Genomic DNA, 14812 nt, shown 5'->3' on the forward strand with positions numbered 1-14812 from the left:
CTCCATGCCAGATTTTGAGCGGTTCCGGGTGCTGCTCGAGGAGGAGCGGAAGCGGAAGGCTGCGCTGCTTCCGGACCTTCGCGCGGACATCGCCTCGGCCAGTTCGGCCCGGCTCAATTCAAACGTCGACGACGAACACGATCCCGAGGGCGCCACGATCGCTTTCGAGCTGTCCCAGGCGGCCGCACTCCTGAAGCAGAGCGCCGCCGGCCTGGACCAGGTGGAGGCCGCCCTCGCCCGGCTGGACGCCGGAACCTATGGCACCTGCGCCGTCTGCGGCGAAGCCATTGCCGAGGGCAGGCTGGAAGCCCGGCCATGGACCGCGTTCTGCATCAACCACGCCGCGGCAGGCCGGCAGTGACGGCGGGGCCGGACATTGTTGCCGCGGCGGCGGAATTCATCGACCGTACACTGCAGAACGAGGGCTCCTGGTACCGCGCGGACGACGTCGCCACCCGGCTGGGCGGGGTCCTCGCCTCTTACGGAGCCTCCATAGGCGCTGTCCGGGGAACCGTCCGTGATGCGCGGCGGAAATTCAAAGCCCTGGACCACGATGCCGCCGTCCAGCTGGCCTCAGTCCTCTGGGGCCGGCCTAAACCTGGCGCAAGGCCGGTCTTCGAGCGGCGGCTGGCTGCCGTGGTGCTGCTCCAAGCCAAGTCCGGATGGCTGCGCCACTCGGACCTGACCCGGATCGAAGGGTTCCTCCGCTCCGCCTCCACAGCGGAACTGGAGGGCCCCCTCGTGGCCGATGTGGTGGCGCCGCTGCTTGCCGGGCTGCCGGAGCGCGATAGGCAGCGCGCCGATGTGGTGCTGGCGCGGTGGGCCCAGGACCCGCACACCAGCCTGCGCCAGGCTGCAGCAGTACTTGGGCAGCCGCCAGGCGCCGGCTTCCCGCCCGGTCCCAACACCCCCCGACAAGGAGACACCCATGAACGATCCCTATGACCTTGAACGCTTCGTCGCTGCACAGGACAGCGGCGGGACATATGAGCAGGCCTTGTCCGAACTGCAGCTGGGCAGCAAGAGCGGCCACTGGATGTGGTTCATCTTTCCGCAGATCGCCGGGCTGGGGCAGAGCGCCACCTCGCGGAAGTATGCCATCAGGTCACTGGACGAGGCCCGGGGATACCTCGAGCACGACGTGCTGGGCCCGCGCCTGCTGGAGTGCGCACAGGCGCTGACCAACCACGCCGGGCGCACGGCCGAGGATATTCTGGGCGGCATTGACGCCCGCAAGCTGCAGTCGTCCATGACGCTGTTCCTCCGCGCGGCGCCCGGCGAAACTGTGCTCAAGACCGTTCTTGCACAGTTCTTCGACGGCCAGCCCGACGAAGCCACCGATGAGCTGCTCGCCGGGCAGGACCAGGCATAAGAACTATGGGGTGGGGCTGCCGCCGTTGACGTTCAGCGTCTCGCCCAGCACGAAACTGGACTCGGGCGAGGCCAGGAAAACGTAGGCCGGCGCGAGTTCTGCGGGCTGGCCGGCGCGGCCCAAGGGAGTGGACTGCCCGAACTCCGGCAGGTCCTCCTTGGGCTGGCCGCTGCTGACCTGCAACGGAGTCCAGATGGGTCCCGGCGCAACGGCATTGACACGGATCCCCTTGGGAGCGAGCTGCTGGGCCAGGCCTTTGGTGAAGTTGTTGATGCTGGCCTTGGTGGTGGCGTAGTCCACCAGCGTCGGGGAGGGGTTGTAGGCCTGCACCGAGGTGGTGTTGATGATGGTGGACCCCGCGGGCATGTGCGGAAGGGCTGCCTTGGTCAGCCAGAACATGGCGTAGACATTGGTCTTCAGGGTGTGGTCGAACTGCTCGTCCGTGATGTCCGTGAGGTCCTCCTGGGCCACCTGCTTTCCGGCGTTGTTGACCAGGATGTCCACACCGCCCAGGACGGCCACGGCGGTATCCACCACGTCCCGGCACACAGAAGGGTCCTTGAGGTCCCCGGGAACCTTCACGGCTTTGCGTCCCGCGGCTTCGATAATGCCCGCAATCCTGGCAGCGTCCTCCTCCTCCTGCGGCAGATAGGACATGACGACGTCGGCCCCCTCCCTGGCGAACGCGATGGCCGCGGCGGCACCGATGCCCGAATCCGCACCGGTGACGATTGCCTTCCGGCCTTCCAGCCGCCCCGTTCCGCGGTAGGTTTCCTCCCCCAGGTCCGCTTTGGGCATCAGCTCCGCGTCCAGCCCGGGCTCTGGCTGGTGCTGCTCTGGCGGGGAAATGTGCTCGTAGGCGGTGACCGGATTCCGGAAAGTGTACTGGTCTGTCATGGCGGTCCTCCTGCTGGGTGGATTCCAAGAAGCTAAGTATGCTTACCGTCCCAGCCTAGGCAACCGGCGGCCACCTGCCAACCCGGAACTACTCCCGCGCCACCTCCACCAGGCGCACCTCCGCCAGCCGGCCGCCGTCGACCTTTGCCGTCATGTACGTGCAGGCGGGCTGGCGCCGGCGGTCCGTGGGTGAGCCGGGGTTGAGCAGCCGCAGGCCAGCCGGGGACGTGGTGTCCCAGGGGATGTGGCTGTGCCCGAAGACCAGGACGTCCGTGTCCGGATAGAGCGCCTCGCACCGCAGCTCCCGGCCCTTGGCTTGCCCGGTCTCATGGACCATGGCAAAACGGATGCCGTCCAGGGTGATGTGCGCGGTTTCAGGGAGGCGGGCGCGCAGGTCCGGCCCATCATTGTTCCCGTAGACGCCCACCAGGGACCGGCTGCGTTCCTGGAATTTATCCAGGACCCCGGCCTGCACCCAGTCACCGGCGTGGAAGACCACGTCTGCGCTTTCGACGGCGGCCCACACCGGGGCGGGCAGGTCTCTGGCCCGCTTGGGGATGTGGGTATCGGCAACCAGGACGATGTTCAGCGGCATAGGGAAATCCTGCCACGCGGGGCCTGTTCCGGTTCCCGCGAGAGTCGTAATCTGGGGGCTGGGAGGTGATTGCCATGGAGGCAGCGCAGGGCGACCGCATTATCGTCCACGGCCGGCATGTTGGATCCACGGACCGCCACGGGGTGATCCTGGAAGTGCGGGGACAGGACGGAACCCCGCCTTACCTGGTCCGCTTTGATGACGGGCACGAAACCATCATGTATCCCGGCGGTGATTTCGCCGTCGAACGCCCGCACGGCAACTGAGTCCCGGCCTGTGCTGGGCCCGGGCATGATGTACCTGTCAGACTGGGCTGATGGATCATTCTCTGGCTTCCGCAGCGTCCGCCACCCCGCCCCTCCGCACCGGTCCCCGGGATCCGGGCGACGCCTGGGTGGAGGGGGACCGCGGACGCTTTTGGGGGCGTTTCGGTGCGGCCGGCGTTCTGGCGTTCGATCCGCCCAGGGGGGTGCTGCTGCAGCACCGCGCGGTCTGGAGCCATAACGGCGGAACGTGGGGGTTACCGGGTGGAGCGCTCCACCAGGGCGAGGAGCCCGTGGCCGGCGCGCTGCGGGAAGCCCAGGAGGAGGCAGCGGTTCCGCCGGAGGGTGTGGACGTGCTGTTCACTTCCCTCCTGGACCTGGGCTACTGGTCCTACACCACGGTGGTGGTGCTGGTGCGGGAGCCGTTCGACCCGGTCATCAGCGATCCCGAGAGCATCGAACTGCTGTGGGTCCCCCTTGATGAGGTGGAGCGGAAGGAACTGCACCCCGGCTTCGCTGCCGCCTGGCCGGACCTGAGGCGGCGGCTTGCTGCCGCCGGCCCGTATCCCGGCGGCGCTTCCTAGTAGTCCGGACCGTATTCCGCCGTGACCAGGATGGGCAGGTGGTCGGAGTTGCCGCGCGGCAGCGTCTCTACATTCTGGATGTCCAGGCCCAGGGACGTGGCAAAGTCGAAGTGGCCCTTGAATACCTTGTACCTGGTGTAGGTGCGCCGGTTGCTGAGGGAGAGGGCATACCCGGAGTTCTTCATGTGGATGTCCAGGTTCTTGGTGAAGAACGGGTAGTTGAAATCGCCCACCATCAGCGTCATCAGGCCTTTTCCCATGCTGAGCAGTTCGGCATGGGCAGCGTGGATCTGCTTGCGCCGGAGCGAATTGGAGGCGGTCAGCGGCGCCGCGTGGAACGAGCCGATCACCAGTTCATGCTGGGTGTCGTTGTCCATCACGCGCACCCCAATCAGCCGTTCGTGCGCCGGAGCCAGGACCCTGTCATGCATCGACTTCTTCAGGGCGAAGGATTGGGTGTCCAGTGCGGTGAAGCGGCTGGTGCGGTAGTAGACGGCGAGGCCCAGGCGGTTTCCCTTGGTGACATGCGCCAGATGCAGCGGCCCCAGGGTTTCGGGGAGGTCGGTCGCATCCACCTCCTGGAGGCAGAGGGCATCGACGTCATGGTTCCTGGCCAGGGCAAGAAGCTCGCCGCTGGCCTTGTGTTTGCGGAGGTTGTAGCTGATGACGCGCATGGAATACCTCTTTTCGAGGTCGCTGACAGGACCAGTTCCTGAGTCTAGTCCGCTGGCATCATCCAGTCTCAAACATTTCGCTGGCCCAGCATTTCGCGCCGGACCGCTGCTGCCGTTCCCGAGCGAGCGGTTAGAGTTAGTGGCAATTCACTGAAGTTCTCTGCGAAAGGCCAGCGTTGACTGAAGAGTTCCAAGAGCTTGCTGAAGGCAACGCCTACTACCAGGTCCTGGGCGGCGGCCACTTCCGCTCCACCATCCATGCGCAGGGGGCTTGGAACGCCCACGAACAACACATGGCGCCCGCCTCCGGTCTCCTGGCCGAAGCCCTTGAACGCCACCAGCCGCGGGCGGACATGCGGATGGCCCGGCTCAGCTACGAGATCCTGGGACTGATCCCGGGCGGGGAATTCCAGATCGAGACCTCCACGCTGAGGCCAGGGAAGACCATCGAACTGCTGCAGGCAGAGTTGGTGGCTGCGGGCCGGACAGCAATCCGGGCAACCGCCTGGCGGATGATCACCAGCGACACTGGTGCCGTCGCCGCCGTCGAGGATGCGGCCATTCCGGGCCCGGACGACTGCAAGCCCTACGACGGTTCGGCTGTCTGGCCCGGCGGCTACATCCGGTCCCTCGAGATGCGGGTTGCGGAAGGGCACCGGCCGGGCGCCGGCAAGGTGTGGCTCCGCACCGACCACCCGCTAACGGACCGGGAGGACAGCACCGATCTGGCCCGCTTGATGGGCCTGGTGGACACCGCCAACGGGATCGCCGCCCGGGTGCCGCCCGGCAAGGACAGCTACGCCTTCCCCAACCTGGACCTGCAGATTCACATGTACCGGCGGCCCGAAGGGGAGTGGCTGGGGCTGGACAACGCGGTGTCCTTCGGCCGGGACGGGATCGGCCTGACATCCACCGTCCTGCATGACCGGCAGGGCCCGTTCGGGCGGGCCGAACAGATTTTGACACTGCGCCGAACCTGACCGGCTGCTGATCCGTGGGACTTGGTGGTGGCCGGATTGCTGCCCGGATTGCTGTCGGGCCTGTGTGTGTGTGGGGGGGGGCCGCCGCGGGCTGTGAATGATGTGGAAGGCGACGGCGTAACCTAGGGTTGGCCTGTCCGCCGGCAGTTCAACAAGGAACTGCGAGATGACCATAAGGGAGCCCGGCACCATGCACCACCCCGTTCAGGAAACGCGCACGCTGACTGTGGTGCGGCAGGAAGTTTCGCTGGGAGCGGGGCGGGACCTGGAATTCGGGCTGGAGCTCCTGGCAAAGGCCAGGTCGGGACAGCTCGGCCCCACCCTTCGGCTCTACCGTCCCGCCCCCACCGTGGCGTTCGGACAGCGGGACACCCGCCTGCCGGGGTTTGAAGCAGCGGCCCGTGCCTGCCGTGACAACGGCTTTGAACCGCTGGTCCGCAGGGCCGGCGGACGCGCCGCTGCCTATCACCAGGGGACCCTGGTGGTGGACCACATCGAGCCGGACGCGGATGCGATCGCCGGCTCCAAAACCCGCTTCGGGTACTTCGGGGAGTTGTTCGCCCAGGCACTGCAGGTGGTCGGCGTCCACGCCGCCGTGGGGGAAATACCGGGGGAGTACTGCCCGGGCGAGTTCAGCGTCCACGGAACACACCCGGACGATTCCTCACACCGGATCAAGCTCGTGGGCACGGCCCAGCGGGTCGTGGCGGGCGGCTGGCTGTTCAGCTCCGTCATCGTGGTGGAAAACTCCGCCCCGATCCGGAAAGTCCTGACGGACAGCTACGCCGCCCTGGGGCTTGAATGGGATCCTGCCACTGCGGGCGCCGTCGAAGACCTGGTGCCCGGTGCCACCGTCCAGGCCGTGGAGGACGCGCTGCTGCAAACGTATGCGGGCCATGCCGCCCTGGAGTCTGCTTCCTTCAGCAGCCTGGGGGCATGACCCGCATCGCGAAAGTGTGTGCGGCCGGCCGTGCTTATGCCGCCAGGCGCGCCTTGACCTCGGCTGCTGACGGGTTGGTCGCTGCCGAACCGTCCGGGAACAGGACGGTGGGAACGGTGCGGTTGCCGCCGTTCAGCTGCTCCACGAGTTCGGCGGTGCCATCCACTTCCTCGATGTTGATCTCCGTGTAGCCGATGCCCTGCGCATCCAGCTGCTTCTTCAGCCGGTTGCAGTAGCCGCACCAGGTGGTGGAGAACATGGTGATGGTGCCGGATTCGGGAGTGAAATCCACAGGGGTCTCCTCTGTGTCGATGTAAGGTTCCGTTCCTGTCAACGGTAGCGTGCCTCCCCCTATTCCCGTGCGCCCGCGGCTTCCCGGACGGCCGGATGACAGCAGATGTCGCCGATGGCATGCTGGAGCCATGTGTGGACGCTATGTAATGGCACGTGCTGTGGGGGACCTCCTGGCGGAATTCGACGCCGAGCTGGAGGACGAGGTGAGCATTCCGCCGTCGTGGAATGTGGCACCCACTGACGACGTCCCCATCGTCCTGGGACGGCTGGTGGATGACGGGCCGGAGCGCAGGCAGGTCCGGCAGCTGCATGTGGCCCGTTGGGGGCTCGTCCCTTCCTGGGCGAAGGATCCGGGCATCGGTTCCCGGATGATCAATGCCAGAAGCGAATCCGTGCTGGAGAAGCCGGCGTTCCGTAAGGCTGTCCAGTCGCGGCGCTGTGCAGTCCCGGCGGACGGTTACTACGAATGGAAGCAGGGCCCGGGGAAGACCAAGCAGCCCTACTACGTGCATCCCGGGGAAAACGGGGGCCTGGTCTTTGCCGGCCTCTACGAATGGTGGAGGGACCCCTCCGTGCCGGCCGGCGAGCCCGGGCAGTGGATGCTTTCCACCTCCATCCTGACAACGGACACACCGCCCCCGGGATCAGAATCGACAGTGTTCGGGAAGCTCACTGCCCTGCATGACCGGGTTCCGCTGCCCATGGCCAAGGCCACCATGCAGGCCTGGCTGGACCCGGAAGCTGATGATGCCGCCGGCCTGGTGGACCTCGTGCGGTCCGGCGTCAAGGACGTTGCTGCGGACTGGCGCGTGGAGTCGGTGGGCAAGGAAGTGGGCAACGTGCGCAACAACGGTCCGGAACTGATCAGGCCCGTGGAGGCGCTGTTCTAGGAGTCCCGCCCCGGCGGCGTTGACTTAGACGGTGACTGAACCGTCGTCGTCCACGGCCCAGGTGGGGTTGTACGCCACTTCCCAGCGGAAACCGTCCGGGTCCGCGAAGTACCCTGTATAGCCGCCCCACGGCTGGGTGACCGGCTCGGCCACAATGGCGGCACCCGCGGCCGCCGCCTCCGCCATTACCTGGTCCACCTCCTCAACGCTCGCCAGGTTTTGGCTGAGGGTGATGCAGGGGACCGGCCCCGGGGCGCTGACGCCTGCTTCCGCCTGCATCTGCCCCGCGTCCCAGAGTGAAAGCACCAGGCCATGGTTGACCTGGATGAACACCACGTCCCCGGCAACCTCCTTGTGGACCGGCCAGCCCAGGCCATCCACGTAGAACGCCCTGGACGCTGGAACGCTGCGGACGCCCAGTGAAATGAAGTCGACTCTTGGCTGCATGCTTCGATACTGTCAGACGATGGCAACTATTCAAGGAAACGATCGGGACGCTTTGGCCGACAAAGAACAGCTCGCTGCCGTCCGGGTTGCTGTGGATGAGGTGGATGAACAGATCGTCACCCTCATCGCCCGCCGCGAACGGCTGATTCGCATCGCCGGCACCCTGAAGGGCGACGACGCGGAGGTCCGTGCGCCCGACCGCGTGGAACGGATTATCGAACACGTCCGTTCGGCCGCTGAGAAGAAGGACATTGACCCGGACATCGTGGAATCCACGTACCGGGCCATGATCTCGGGCTTCATTGAACTCGAGATGCGGGTCCACAAAGAATCCAGCTGAACCCCGCGCCAGGGCAAGAAAAAAGAGGAAGCCTTACAGGGCTTCCTCTACCGGGACGCCGGACTGGAATTCCCGGCCGTCCGCCTCACTGAAGGCGGAGATGACATGCCCCTGCCCCAGCCCGTTGATGGCTGCCTTGGGAAACTGCCCGGTAATGGTGTTTTCGGAGTGCGATACACCTGACAGGTCGTAGTTCTCCTCAATGCCCTGTTCGCGGTTGAACGAGTAGAAGGCAATGGCCTGCCCGTTCATGAACTCAATGCACAGCCGCCGTTGCGACGAATAATCCGGGGTGGCCCCGACCAGTCCCACGACATATGCGCCGGACCCTGGAATGGTGCCGTCGATGTCGAAGGTGGCCACGAGGGTGGAGTCCTGTGCCTTGAGGCTTGCCTGCTTGAGGAGTGCGTCTTGGGTTTCCATGGCTCCATCCTGCTCCCTGCTTTCCGCTCCGTCCACCCCCTTGTCCGGTAACGGCGGAGAAGCCCTGCGGCCCCTTTCTATGCATTGGGCTGAACCGGGCGTAGACTTGAACTGTTCGAACACATATTCGAATAGGGTTAGGTTATTCCGGGAGGCGCCATGGGCATGTTCAGCGAATCCGTTGATGTCCTGTGCTCTCCTGAGGGCCAGCCTGTAAGCCTTGTCTGGGCCGGCAGGTCCTACGATGTCTGTGCCGAACCACTGCGCTGGTATGAGCGCCGGCAGTGGTGGGCGGAAGACAGCAGGGCGCCTTTGGGGAGCGGTCCCGGGGTGGTGGACCATGAAATCTGGCGGGTGCAGGTATTGCCGTCCCCGGGGGGAGCCGCCGGAAGCACGGCGCACGGTGAACCACTGACCCTTGACCTTTCCCGCCATATCCGCAGTGGCCGCTGGCGGCTCGTGCGGATCCATGATGCCCTCCGGCCCAGAACAGCATGAGCTTCACGCACCTTCACGTCTCCACCGCATTCAGCGCCCACTATGGGGTTTCCTGGCCGGATGAACTGGCACAGGCTGCCGCCGCGGACGGCGCCACCGCCCTTGCCTGCACGGACCGCGACGGCCTGTATGGAACCATCAAGCACCTTAAGGCCTGCATGGCTGCCGGTTTGGATCCCATCGTGGGAGTTGACCTTGCGGTCCTTGACGACGACGGCGACCACCGTACCCAGGTGGCAGGCAGGGTGGTTGTCCTTGCCCGCGGGCACAACAACGGTGCCGGCTATCGGGCCTTGTGCCGCCTGATCTCCGATGCCCACGCACGGACAACGGGAAAAGCCGGGGGAGCGGTGCCGGTTGCCGTGACTCGTGCCGAACTTGCCTCCCGGACGCTTGATCCCCAGACCCTCAAGCCGGTACTGACTGTCCTGATCGGCCCTGATTCGGATGTTGGCCGGGCAATGGGAGGCCGGCGCTATCTCCGCCCGCGTACCCTTTTTAAGCAATGGCTGGATGCCATGCCAGGCGGGACGGTGGTGGCAGAGATTGTCTCCCAGCTCAGCGCCCCGGGGTCACCATTGAGCACTGCCCACGCAGTCCGCATGCTCCGGCTTGCCGAGGAACACCACGTACCGGCGATCCTGACCAACGCAGTCCGGTACTGTGCTGCGGACGGCGCACCCACAGCTGACGTTCTTGATTCGGCAAGGACCCTGAAATCGCTTCCGGAGCTCGCCACCGAACCGCTGCTTCAACCCACCGGCCAGGGCTGGCTAAAGTCTGCTGACCAGATGCTCCTGCTCGGCAAGGAAATCATCGCCGCCGCAGGTTACGGTGCCGCTGACCTTAAGCAGCTGATGACGCAGACCGAGGCGCTCGCCAACCTGTGCCGGATTGATCCCGCTGCCGACATGGGGTGGAAGCAGCCTGTTGTGCCGGAGACAGCCGTGCTGGGAATCAGCCAGGACCCGCACCAGGAGCTGGTGGAGCGTTGCAATGCAGGGATCGGCAGGCGGTTTCCAGGCATCAGCGGGGCGGCGGAAAGCACCATGGTGTCCCGGCTTGAGCATGAACTGGGCATCATCCGGAACCTCGGTTTTTCCTCCTACTTCCTGACAGTGGCAGAGGTTTCCCGGATGATCCAGGACATGGGCGTCCGGGCTGCGGCCCGCGGATCCGGCGCTTCCAGCCTTGTGAACTACCTCATCGATGTCAGCCACGTGAACCCCCTCCAGCATGACCTGATCTTCGAGCGTTTCCTCTCCCAGGACCGGGCAACCCTGCCGGACATCGACATCGACGTCGAAAGTGCCGAGCGCCACAACGTCTACCGGCGGATCTTCGAGCGGTTCGGTGCCGAGCGGGTCACGCTGATGAGCATGCAGAACGGTTACCGGGCCAGGGGAGCGGTACGCGATGCCGGTATGGCACTCGGCATGGATGACGGCGAAGTGGGGGAGATCGCCAAGCAGCTGTGGCGCTTCTCAGCCCGCAAGTTCCGTGAAGCGCTGCAGGAAAAGCCCGAACTCAAGGAGCTTGCCGGAAGGGTTGAGCAGCGCGATGTCGACGGCAACCAACAGCTCGATCTGCTGGTGGACCTGACCGAACGCCTTGACCGGCTGCCACGCCACATCTCCATGCATCCCTGTGGGGTGATCCTCGGCGACGCCACGCTCCTGGACCGCACCCCGGTACAGCCCAGCGGACTGGGGCTGCCCATGAGCCAGTTCGACAAGCACGACATGGACCCCATGGGCATGCTGAAGCTCGACGTCCTGGGTGTGCGGATGCAAAGCGCCATGGCATTCGCGGTCCGGGAAATCATCCGGATCCATCCTTCAAAGAATGAAGTTGTTGCTGCCGGCCGGCACCCTGCCGGGGCGGATGGTTCGGGGCCGGCCTATATTGCTGACAACGGCCACATCGACCTCAACGCCGTGCCGCTCGATGATGAGCCCACCTACGAACTGATCCGCAGCACGCACACTTTAGGCTGCTTCCAGATCGAATCACCGGGCCAGCGCGAGCTGATCGGCAAGATGGCCCCGCGTGAATTCAACGACCTCATCATCGATATTTCGCTGTTCCGGCCCGGGCCCATGAAGTCGGATATGGTGCGGCCCTTCCTTGAACACCGGCACGGGTTTGCCCCGGAGGTCTACCCCCACCCTGACCTGAAACCGGTGCTGGCGGAAACCCACGGCGTGACCGTGTTCCACGAGCAGATCCTGAGGACGTTCGACGTCATGACCGGGTGCGGCCTGGCCAAAGCGGACGAGTTCCGCAGGGCCCTGAGCAGCGAAGAGGGCGAAGCCGGCGTCGAAGATTATTTCCGTAGGAAGGCAAAAGTGAAGGGGTATTCAGCGGACGTCGTTGACAAGGTTTGGGACACCCTCAAATCCTTTGCCAGCTTCGGTTTCTGCAAAGCCCACGGTGCGGCCTTCGCTGTGCCCACCTACCAGTCAGCCTGGCTGAAAACCCACCATCCCGAGGCATTCCTTGCCGGGCTGTGGGAGCACGATCCGGGCATGTACCCCAAACGGCTGCTGGTTGCCGAGGCGAGAAGGCTGGGCATCCCGATCCTTCCTCTTGATATCAACCTCAGCAAGGCCGAGTACCGGGTGGAGCGGGTCCAGTCCGGCCCTGACGCAGGAAAACTCGGTATCCGGCTGAGCCTCAACGGTATTTACGGGCTCTCCAGGACAGAGTTGAAGAGAATCGTTGCCGGACAGCCCTACGGTTCGCTGGCCGACCTCCGGGCAAGGTCGAAAATCAGCAAGCCAAACATCAAAAGGCTCGCGCAGCTGGGTGCCTTCGATTCGCTGCACCGGGAGGCGGGAGGTACTGCCAACCGGGCTGACCTGGTGCAGCATCTGCAGAAGCTCCAGGCCTCCGGCAGCAGCAGGAAAGGCGTCGAGGTCCTGGAGGGACAGTTACCGCTGCCCCTTGGGGATGTTGAACTGCGGAATGTCGCCCCGGGACTGCCGGAACCAACCCTGGTGGAAAACGTCCGGGCAGAGCTTGACCTGATGGCGGTGGACGTCAGTACCCACCTGATGGACAGCCACCGGCCCCTGCTGGACAGGCTGGGCGTCACCACCGCAGACAAACTGCTGGGCCTGCGCAACGGTACGGAGGTCCTGGTGGCCGGGGTGCGTGTGGCCACCCAGACGCCTCCCATGCGGGGCGGCAGGCGGGTGGTGTTCATCAGCATCGACGACGGCACCGGCTGTGTTGATTCTGTCTTCTTCCACGAGGCCCAGGAAAAAGCTGGGATGCTCCTGTTCGGCACCCGGCTGCTCCTGATCAGGGGTACCACCCGGCGGACCGGTCCCCGGGGAATCAGTTTGAGTGCCAGCATGGCCTGGGACCTGGGCCGGACCGAAACCCTGCCGTTCCCGGATCCCGCAGCCCAGGCGCCGGACGTGCCACATCCGCTGGAAGGGATCAGCAGAAGCCTCGCCATTACCGGATTCAACGGCTGACACTGCCGTGCGCCGCGTTGGTCGGCCTATCACCGAACAGATAGCATTGACGATGGCTGGCTGTGGTCCCCGTACGCCACAAGCTATGAAGCCTGAACTTTGAATAGGAGACACCCGTGTCAGATGCCCAGCAGATCACCCTCGTCGTCGATGGCGAAGAGACCAAGGTGACTACCGGGACAACCGGTGCGGAACTCTTCTTTGAGCGCCGCGATGTAGTTGTGGCCCGCGTCAACGGCGAACTGAAGGACCTGGACCAGGAACTTCCCGAGGGCGCCGACGTCGAAGGCGTCACCATCGATTCCCCTGACGGGCTGAACGTGCTCCGCCACTCCACCGCCCACGTCATGGCCCAGGCAGTCCAGCAGTTGCGGCCGGACGCCAAGCTGGGAATCGGCCCCTACATCACCGACGGCTTCTACTTCGACTTCGATGTCGCAGAGCCATTCACCCCCGAGGACCTCAAGACCCTCGAGAAGATGATGCAGAAGATCATCAACCAGAACCAGAAGTTCGTCCGCCGCGTGGTCAACGAGGACGAAGCCCGTGAGGCCATGAAGAACGAGCCTTACAAGCTGGAGCTGCTGGGCAAGAAGAACGATGCCGCCGAGGCCGGTGAAGGCGTGAACGTCGAGGTGGGTGCCGGTGACATCACCATCTACGACAACGTGGAGCGCAAGGACGGCACCACCGTCTGGTGCGACCTCTGCCGCGGGCCACACCTGCCCAACACCAAGCTCATCTCCAACGCCTTTGCCCTGACCCGGTCATCCTCCGCCTACTGGCTGGGCAACCAGAAGAACCAGCAGCTGCAGCGCATCTATGGCACCGCCTGGCCCACCAAGGACGCGCTCAAGGCGTACCAGGAGCGGCTCGCCGAGGCAGAACGCCGCGACCACCGGAAGCTCGGCTCGGAACTGGACCTCTTCTCCTTCCCGGACGAGCTGGGCTCCGGCCTGCCCGTCTTCCACCCCAAGGGCGGCATCATCCGCAAGGAGATGGAGGACTACTCACGCCAGCGCCACGTCGAGGCGGGCTACGAGTTCGTCTACACGCCGCACATCACGAAAGGCCACCTCTACGAGGTTTCCGGCCACCTCGACTGGTACAAGGACGGCATGTTCCCTGCCATGCAGGTGGACGCCGAACTGAACGAGGACGGCACCGTGCGCAAGCCGGCCCAGGACTACTACCTGAAGCCGATGAACTGCCCCATGCACAACCTGATCTTCAGGTCCCGCGGCCGGTCCTACCGGGAACTGCCCCTGCGCCTGTTCGAATTCGGATCCGTTTACCGCTATGAGAAGTCCGGCGTCGTCCACGGCCTCACCCGGGTACGCGGCATGACACAGGACGACGCCCACATCTACTGCACCCGCGAACAGATGAAGGACGAGCTCACCAAGACCCTGACGTTCGTCCTGGACCTGCTCAAGGACTACGGCCTGAACGACTTTTACCTGGAGCTCTCCACCAAGGACCCGGAAAAGTATGTCGGCGAAGACGCCGCCTGGGAAGAGGCCACCAGGACCCTCGCCGAGGTTGCGCAGGAGTCGGGGCTGGAACTTGTTCCGGACCCGGGCGGAGCAGCCTTCTACGGACCCAAGATCTCTGTGCAGGCCAAGGACGCCCTGGGCCGCACCTGGCAGATGTCCACCATCCAGCTGGACTTCAACCTGCCCGAGCGCTTCGAACTGGAGTTCCAGGCAGCGGACGGCAGCCGGCAGCGGCCGGTGATGATCCACCGCGCGCTCTTCGGCTCCGTGGAGCGGTTCATGGGCGTGCTGACCGAACACTACGCCGGCGCGTTCCCGGCCTGGCTGGCGCCCGTCCAGGTGGTGGGCATCCCCGTTGCGGAAGCCTTCAACGAGTACATGTTCGACGTCGTCGACCAGCTTAAGGCGGCAGGCATCCGTGCCGAGGTGGATACGTCGTCGGACCGCTTCCCGAAGAAGATCCGCACGGCCAGCAAGGACAAGATCCCGTTCGTGCTGATTGCCGGCGGGGACGACGCCGAGGCAGGTGCCGTGTCCTTCCGCTTCCGTGACGGAAGCCAGGACAACGGTGTTCCGGTGGCCGAGGCAATCAAGCGGATCACGGAAGCCGTCCGTAACCGGACCAGCTAGCGGA

18 protein-coding genes are annotated in these 14812 nt (G+C 65.0%); 12 read left to right on the forward strand and 6 right to left on the reverse strand.

The window, feature by feature from the left end; genetic code table 11:
* Nucleotides 1-4: 4 nt before the first annotated feature.
* Genes AC5RUO_RS08020 through AC5RUO_RS08030 form a run of 3 tightly spaced genes read left to right on the forward strand, consistent with a single transcriptional unit; the run spans nt 5 to nt 1372 of the window.
* Nucleotides 5-361: a TraR/DksA family transcriptional regulator gene (locus AC5RUO_RS08020; RefSeq protein ID WP_494009304.1), complete on the forward strand. Its 357-nt coding sequence runs from the start codon at nt 5-7 to the stop codon at nt 359-361.
* Nucleotides 358-945: a DNA alkylation repair protein gene (locus AC5RUO_RS08025; RefSeq protein WP_494009447.1), complete on the forward strand. Its 588-nt coding sequence runs from the start codon at nt 358-360 to the stop codon at nt 943-945. Before AC5RUO_RS08020 ends, AC5RUO_RS08025 begins: the two co-directional genes overlap by 4 nt.
* Nucleotides 929-1372 (forward strand): DUF1810 domain-containing protein, encoded by a 444-nt coding sequence (locus AC5RUO_RS08030; RefSeq protein WP_494009303.1) that lies wholly within the window; start codon nt 929-931, stop codon nt 1370-1372. Before AC5RUO_RS08025 ends, AC5RUO_RS08030 begins: the two co-directional genes overlap by 17 nt.
* A 3-nt stretch (nt 1373-1375) precedes the next feature.
* Here the strand turns inward: AC5RUO_RS08030 and AC5RUO_RS08035 are convergent, their stop codons facing one another.
* Both AC5RUO_RS08035 and AC5RUO_RS08040 read right to left on the reverse strand, forming a co-directional pair.
* Complete coding sequence (locus AC5RUO_RS08035; protein WP_494103219.1) at nt 1376-2269, reverse strand: glucose 1-dehydrogenase; 894 nt, start codon at nt 2267-2269, stop codon at nt 1376-1378.
* Nucleotides 2270-2357: 88 nt separating this feature from the next.
* Nucleotides 2358-2864 carry a metallophosphoesterase family protein gene (locus tag AC5RUO_RS08040; RefSeq protein WP_494103220.1) on the reverse strand — a complete coding sequence of 169 codons (507 nt, stop codon included), beginning with the start codon at nt 2862-2864 and terminating at the stop codon, nt 2358-2360.
* Between the two features lie 74 nt (nt 2865-2938).
* Between AC5RUO_RS08040 and AC5RUO_RS08045 the strand changes: the two genes are divergently transcribed.
* A complete protein-coding gene (locus AC5RUO_RS08045; RefSeq protein WP_494009300.1) occupies nt 2939-3130 on the forward strand; it encodes a DUF1918 domain-containing protein in 192 nt (63 codons plus the stop codon).
* 50 nt (nt 3131-3180) lie between these two features.
* A complete protein-coding gene (locus AC5RUO_RS08050) occupies nt 3181-3711 on the forward strand; it encodes an NUDIX domain-containing protein (protein WP_494009299.1) in 531 nt (176 codons plus the stop codon).
* On the opposite strand, the gene AC5RUO_RS08055 is transcribed toward AC5RUO_RS08050, so the two are convergent.
* Entirely contained in the window at nt 3708-4385 is a 678-nt protein-coding gene (locus AC5RUO_RS08055; protein WP_494009298.1) for an endonuclease/exonuclease/phosphatase family protein, read from the reverse strand. The two genes, AC5RUO_RS08050 and AC5RUO_RS08055, sit on opposite strands and share 4 nt — an antisense overlap.
* A 176-nt stretch (nt 4386-4561) precedes the next feature.
* Between AC5RUO_RS08055 and AC5RUO_RS08060 the strand changes: the two genes are divergently transcribed.
* The gene (locus AC5RUO_RS08060) at nt 4562-5365 is read left to right on the forward strand and encodes a thioesterase family protein (RefSeq protein WP_494103221.1); all 804 of its coding nucleotides are present in this window, start codon (nt 4562-4564) and stop codon (nt 5363-5365) included.
* Nucleotides 5366-5531: 166 nt separating this feature from the next.
* The gene (locus tag AC5RUO_RS08065; RefSeq protein ID WP_494103222.1) at nt 5532-6305 is read left to right on the forward strand and encodes a lipoate--protein ligase family protein; all 774 of its coding nucleotides are present in this window, start codon (nt 5532-5534) and stop codon (nt 6303-6305) included.
* Between the two features lie 34 nt (nt 6306-6339).
* On the opposite strand, the gene AC5RUO_RS08070 is transcribed toward AC5RUO_RS08065, so the two are convergent.
* Nucleotides 6340-6597, reverse strand: coding sequence for a mycoredoxin (locus AC5RUO_RS08070; protein WP_009357459.1), 258 nt, complete (start codon nt 6595-6597; stop codon nt 6340-6342).
* Nucleotides 6598-6727: 130 nt separating this feature from the next.
* Here AC5RUO_RS08070 and AC5RUO_RS08075 point away from each other — a divergent pair, with 130 nt between their 5' ends.
* Nucleotides 6728-7489: an SOS response-associated peptidase gene (locus AC5RUO_RS08075; RefSeq protein WP_494103223.1), complete on the forward strand. Its 762-nt coding sequence runs from the start codon at nt 6728-6730 to the stop codon at nt 7487-7489.
* Nucleotides 7490-7513: 24 nt separating this feature from the next.
* On the opposite strand, the gene AC5RUO_RS08080 is transcribed toward AC5RUO_RS08075, so the two are convergent.
* Entirely contained in the window at nt 7514-7936 is a 423-nt protein-coding gene (locus AC5RUO_RS08080; RefSeq protein ID WP_494053141.1) for a VOC family protein, read from the reverse strand.
* A 19-nt stretch (nt 7937-7955) separates the two neighbouring features.
* Between AC5RUO_RS08080 and AC5RUO_RS08085 the strand changes: the two genes are divergently transcribed.
* A complete protein-coding gene (locus AC5RUO_RS08085; RefSeq protein ID WP_494009292.1) occupies nt 7956-8276 on the forward strand; it encodes a chorismate mutase in 321 nt (106 codons plus the stop codon).
* Nucleotides 8277-8309: 33 nt separating this feature from the next.
* Here the strand turns inward: AC5RUO_RS08085 and AC5RUO_RS08090 are convergent, their stop codons facing one another.
* On the reverse strand, nt 8310-8699 hold the full coding sequence (locus tag AC5RUO_RS08090) for a hypothetical protein (RefSeq protein ID WP_494009291.1): 390 nt from the start codon (nt 8697-8699) through the stop codon (nt 8310-8312).
* Nucleotides 8700-8858: 159 nt separating this feature from the next.
* On the opposite strand from AC5RUO_RS08090, the gene AC5RUO_RS08095 reads away from it, so the two are divergent.
* The 3 genes from AC5RUO_RS08095 to thrS all read left to right on the forward strand — a co-directional run bounded on the left by AC5RUO_RS08095 (nt 8859) and on the right by thrS (nt 14808).
* Nucleotides 8859-9197 (forward strand): DUF6504 family protein, encoded by a 339-nt coding sequence (locus AC5RUO_RS08095; RefSeq protein ID WP_494009290.1) that lies wholly within the window; start codon nt 8859-8861, stop codon nt 9195-9197.
* Nucleotides 9194-12682 (forward strand): DNA polymerase III subunit alpha, encoded by a 3489-nt coding sequence (locus tag AC5RUO_RS08100; RefSeq protein WP_494103224.1) that lies wholly within the window; start codon nt 9194-9196, stop codon nt 12680-12682. The genes AC5RUO_RS08095 and AC5RUO_RS08100 overlap by 4 nt, the downstream gene beginning before the upstream one ends.
* A 116-nt stretch (nt 12683-12798) precedes the next feature.
* Nucleotides 12799-14808 (forward strand): threonine--tRNA ligase, encoded by a 2010-nt coding sequence (thrS, locus tag AC5RUO_RS08105; protein ID WP_494009288.1) that lies wholly within the window; start codon nt 12799-12801, stop codon nt 14806-14808.
* The last annotated feature ends 4 nt before the right edge of the window (nt 14809-14812 follow it).

The sequence above is a fragment of the Arthrobacter sp. Y3221087 genome, assembly GCF_059089905.1.

Excerpts from the sequence above, each read along its gene's own strand:
- AC5RUO_RS08065 (WP_494103222.1), top strand. The coding sequence starts at position 5,532 with ATGACCATAAGGGAGCCCGGCACCATGCACCACCCCGTTCAGGAAACG.
- AC5RUO_RS08080 (WP_494053141.1), bottom strand. The coding sequence starts at position 7,936 with ATGCAGCCAAGAGTCGACTTCATTTCACTGGGCGTCCGCAGCGTTCCA.
- AC5RUO_RS08095 (WP_494009290.1), top strand. The coding sequence starts at position 8,859 with ATGGGCATGTTCAGCGAATCCGTTGATGTCCTGTGCTCTCCTGAGGGC.
- AC5RUO_RS08045 (WP_494009300.1), top strand. The coding sequence starts at position 2,939 with ATGGAGGCAGCGCAGGGCGACCGCATTATCGTCCACGGCCGGCATGTT.
- AC5RUO_RS08035 (WP_494103219.1), bottom strand. The coding sequence starts at position 2,269 with ATGACAGACCAGTACACTTTCCGGAATCCGGTCACCGCCTACGAGCAC.
- AC5RUO_RS08055 (WP_494009298.1), bottom strand. The coding sequence starts at position 4,385 with ATGCGCGTCATCAGCTACAACCTCCGCAAACACAAGGCCAGCGGCGAG.
- AC5RUO_RS08040 (WP_494103220.1), bottom strand. The coding sequence starts at position 2,864 with ATGCCGCTGAACATCGTCCTGGTTGCCGATACCCACATCCCCAAGCGG.
- AC5RUO_RS08020 (WP_494009304.1), top strand. The coding sequence starts at position 5 with ATGCCAGATTTTGAGCGGTTCCGGGTGCTGCTCGAGGAGGAGCGGAAG.
- AC5RUO_RS08030 (WP_494009303.1), top strand. The coding sequence starts at position 929 with ATGAACGATCCCTATGACCTTGAACGCTTCGTCGCTGCACAGGACAGC.
- AC5RUO_RS08090 (WP_494009291.1), bottom strand. The coding sequence starts at position 8,699 with ATGGAAACCCAAGACGCACTCCTCAAGCAGGCAAGCCTCAAGGCACAG.
- AC5RUO_RS08050 (WP_494009299.1), top strand. The coding sequence starts at position 3,181 with ATGGATCATTCTCTGGCTTCCGCAGCGTCCGCCACCCCGCCCCTCCGC.
- AC5RUO_RS08085 (WP_494009292.1), top strand. The coding sequence starts at position 7,956 with ATGGCAACTATTCAAGGAAACGATCGGGACGCTTTGGCCGACAAAGAA.
- AC5RUO_RS08100 (WP_494103224.1), top strand. The coding sequence starts at position 9,194 with ATGAGCTTCACGCACCTTCACGTCTCCACCGCATTCAGCGCCCACTAT.
- AC5RUO_RS08075 (WP_494103223.1), top strand. The coding sequence starts at position 6,728 with ATGTGTGGACGCTATGTAATGGCACGTGCTGTGGGGGACCTCCTGGCG.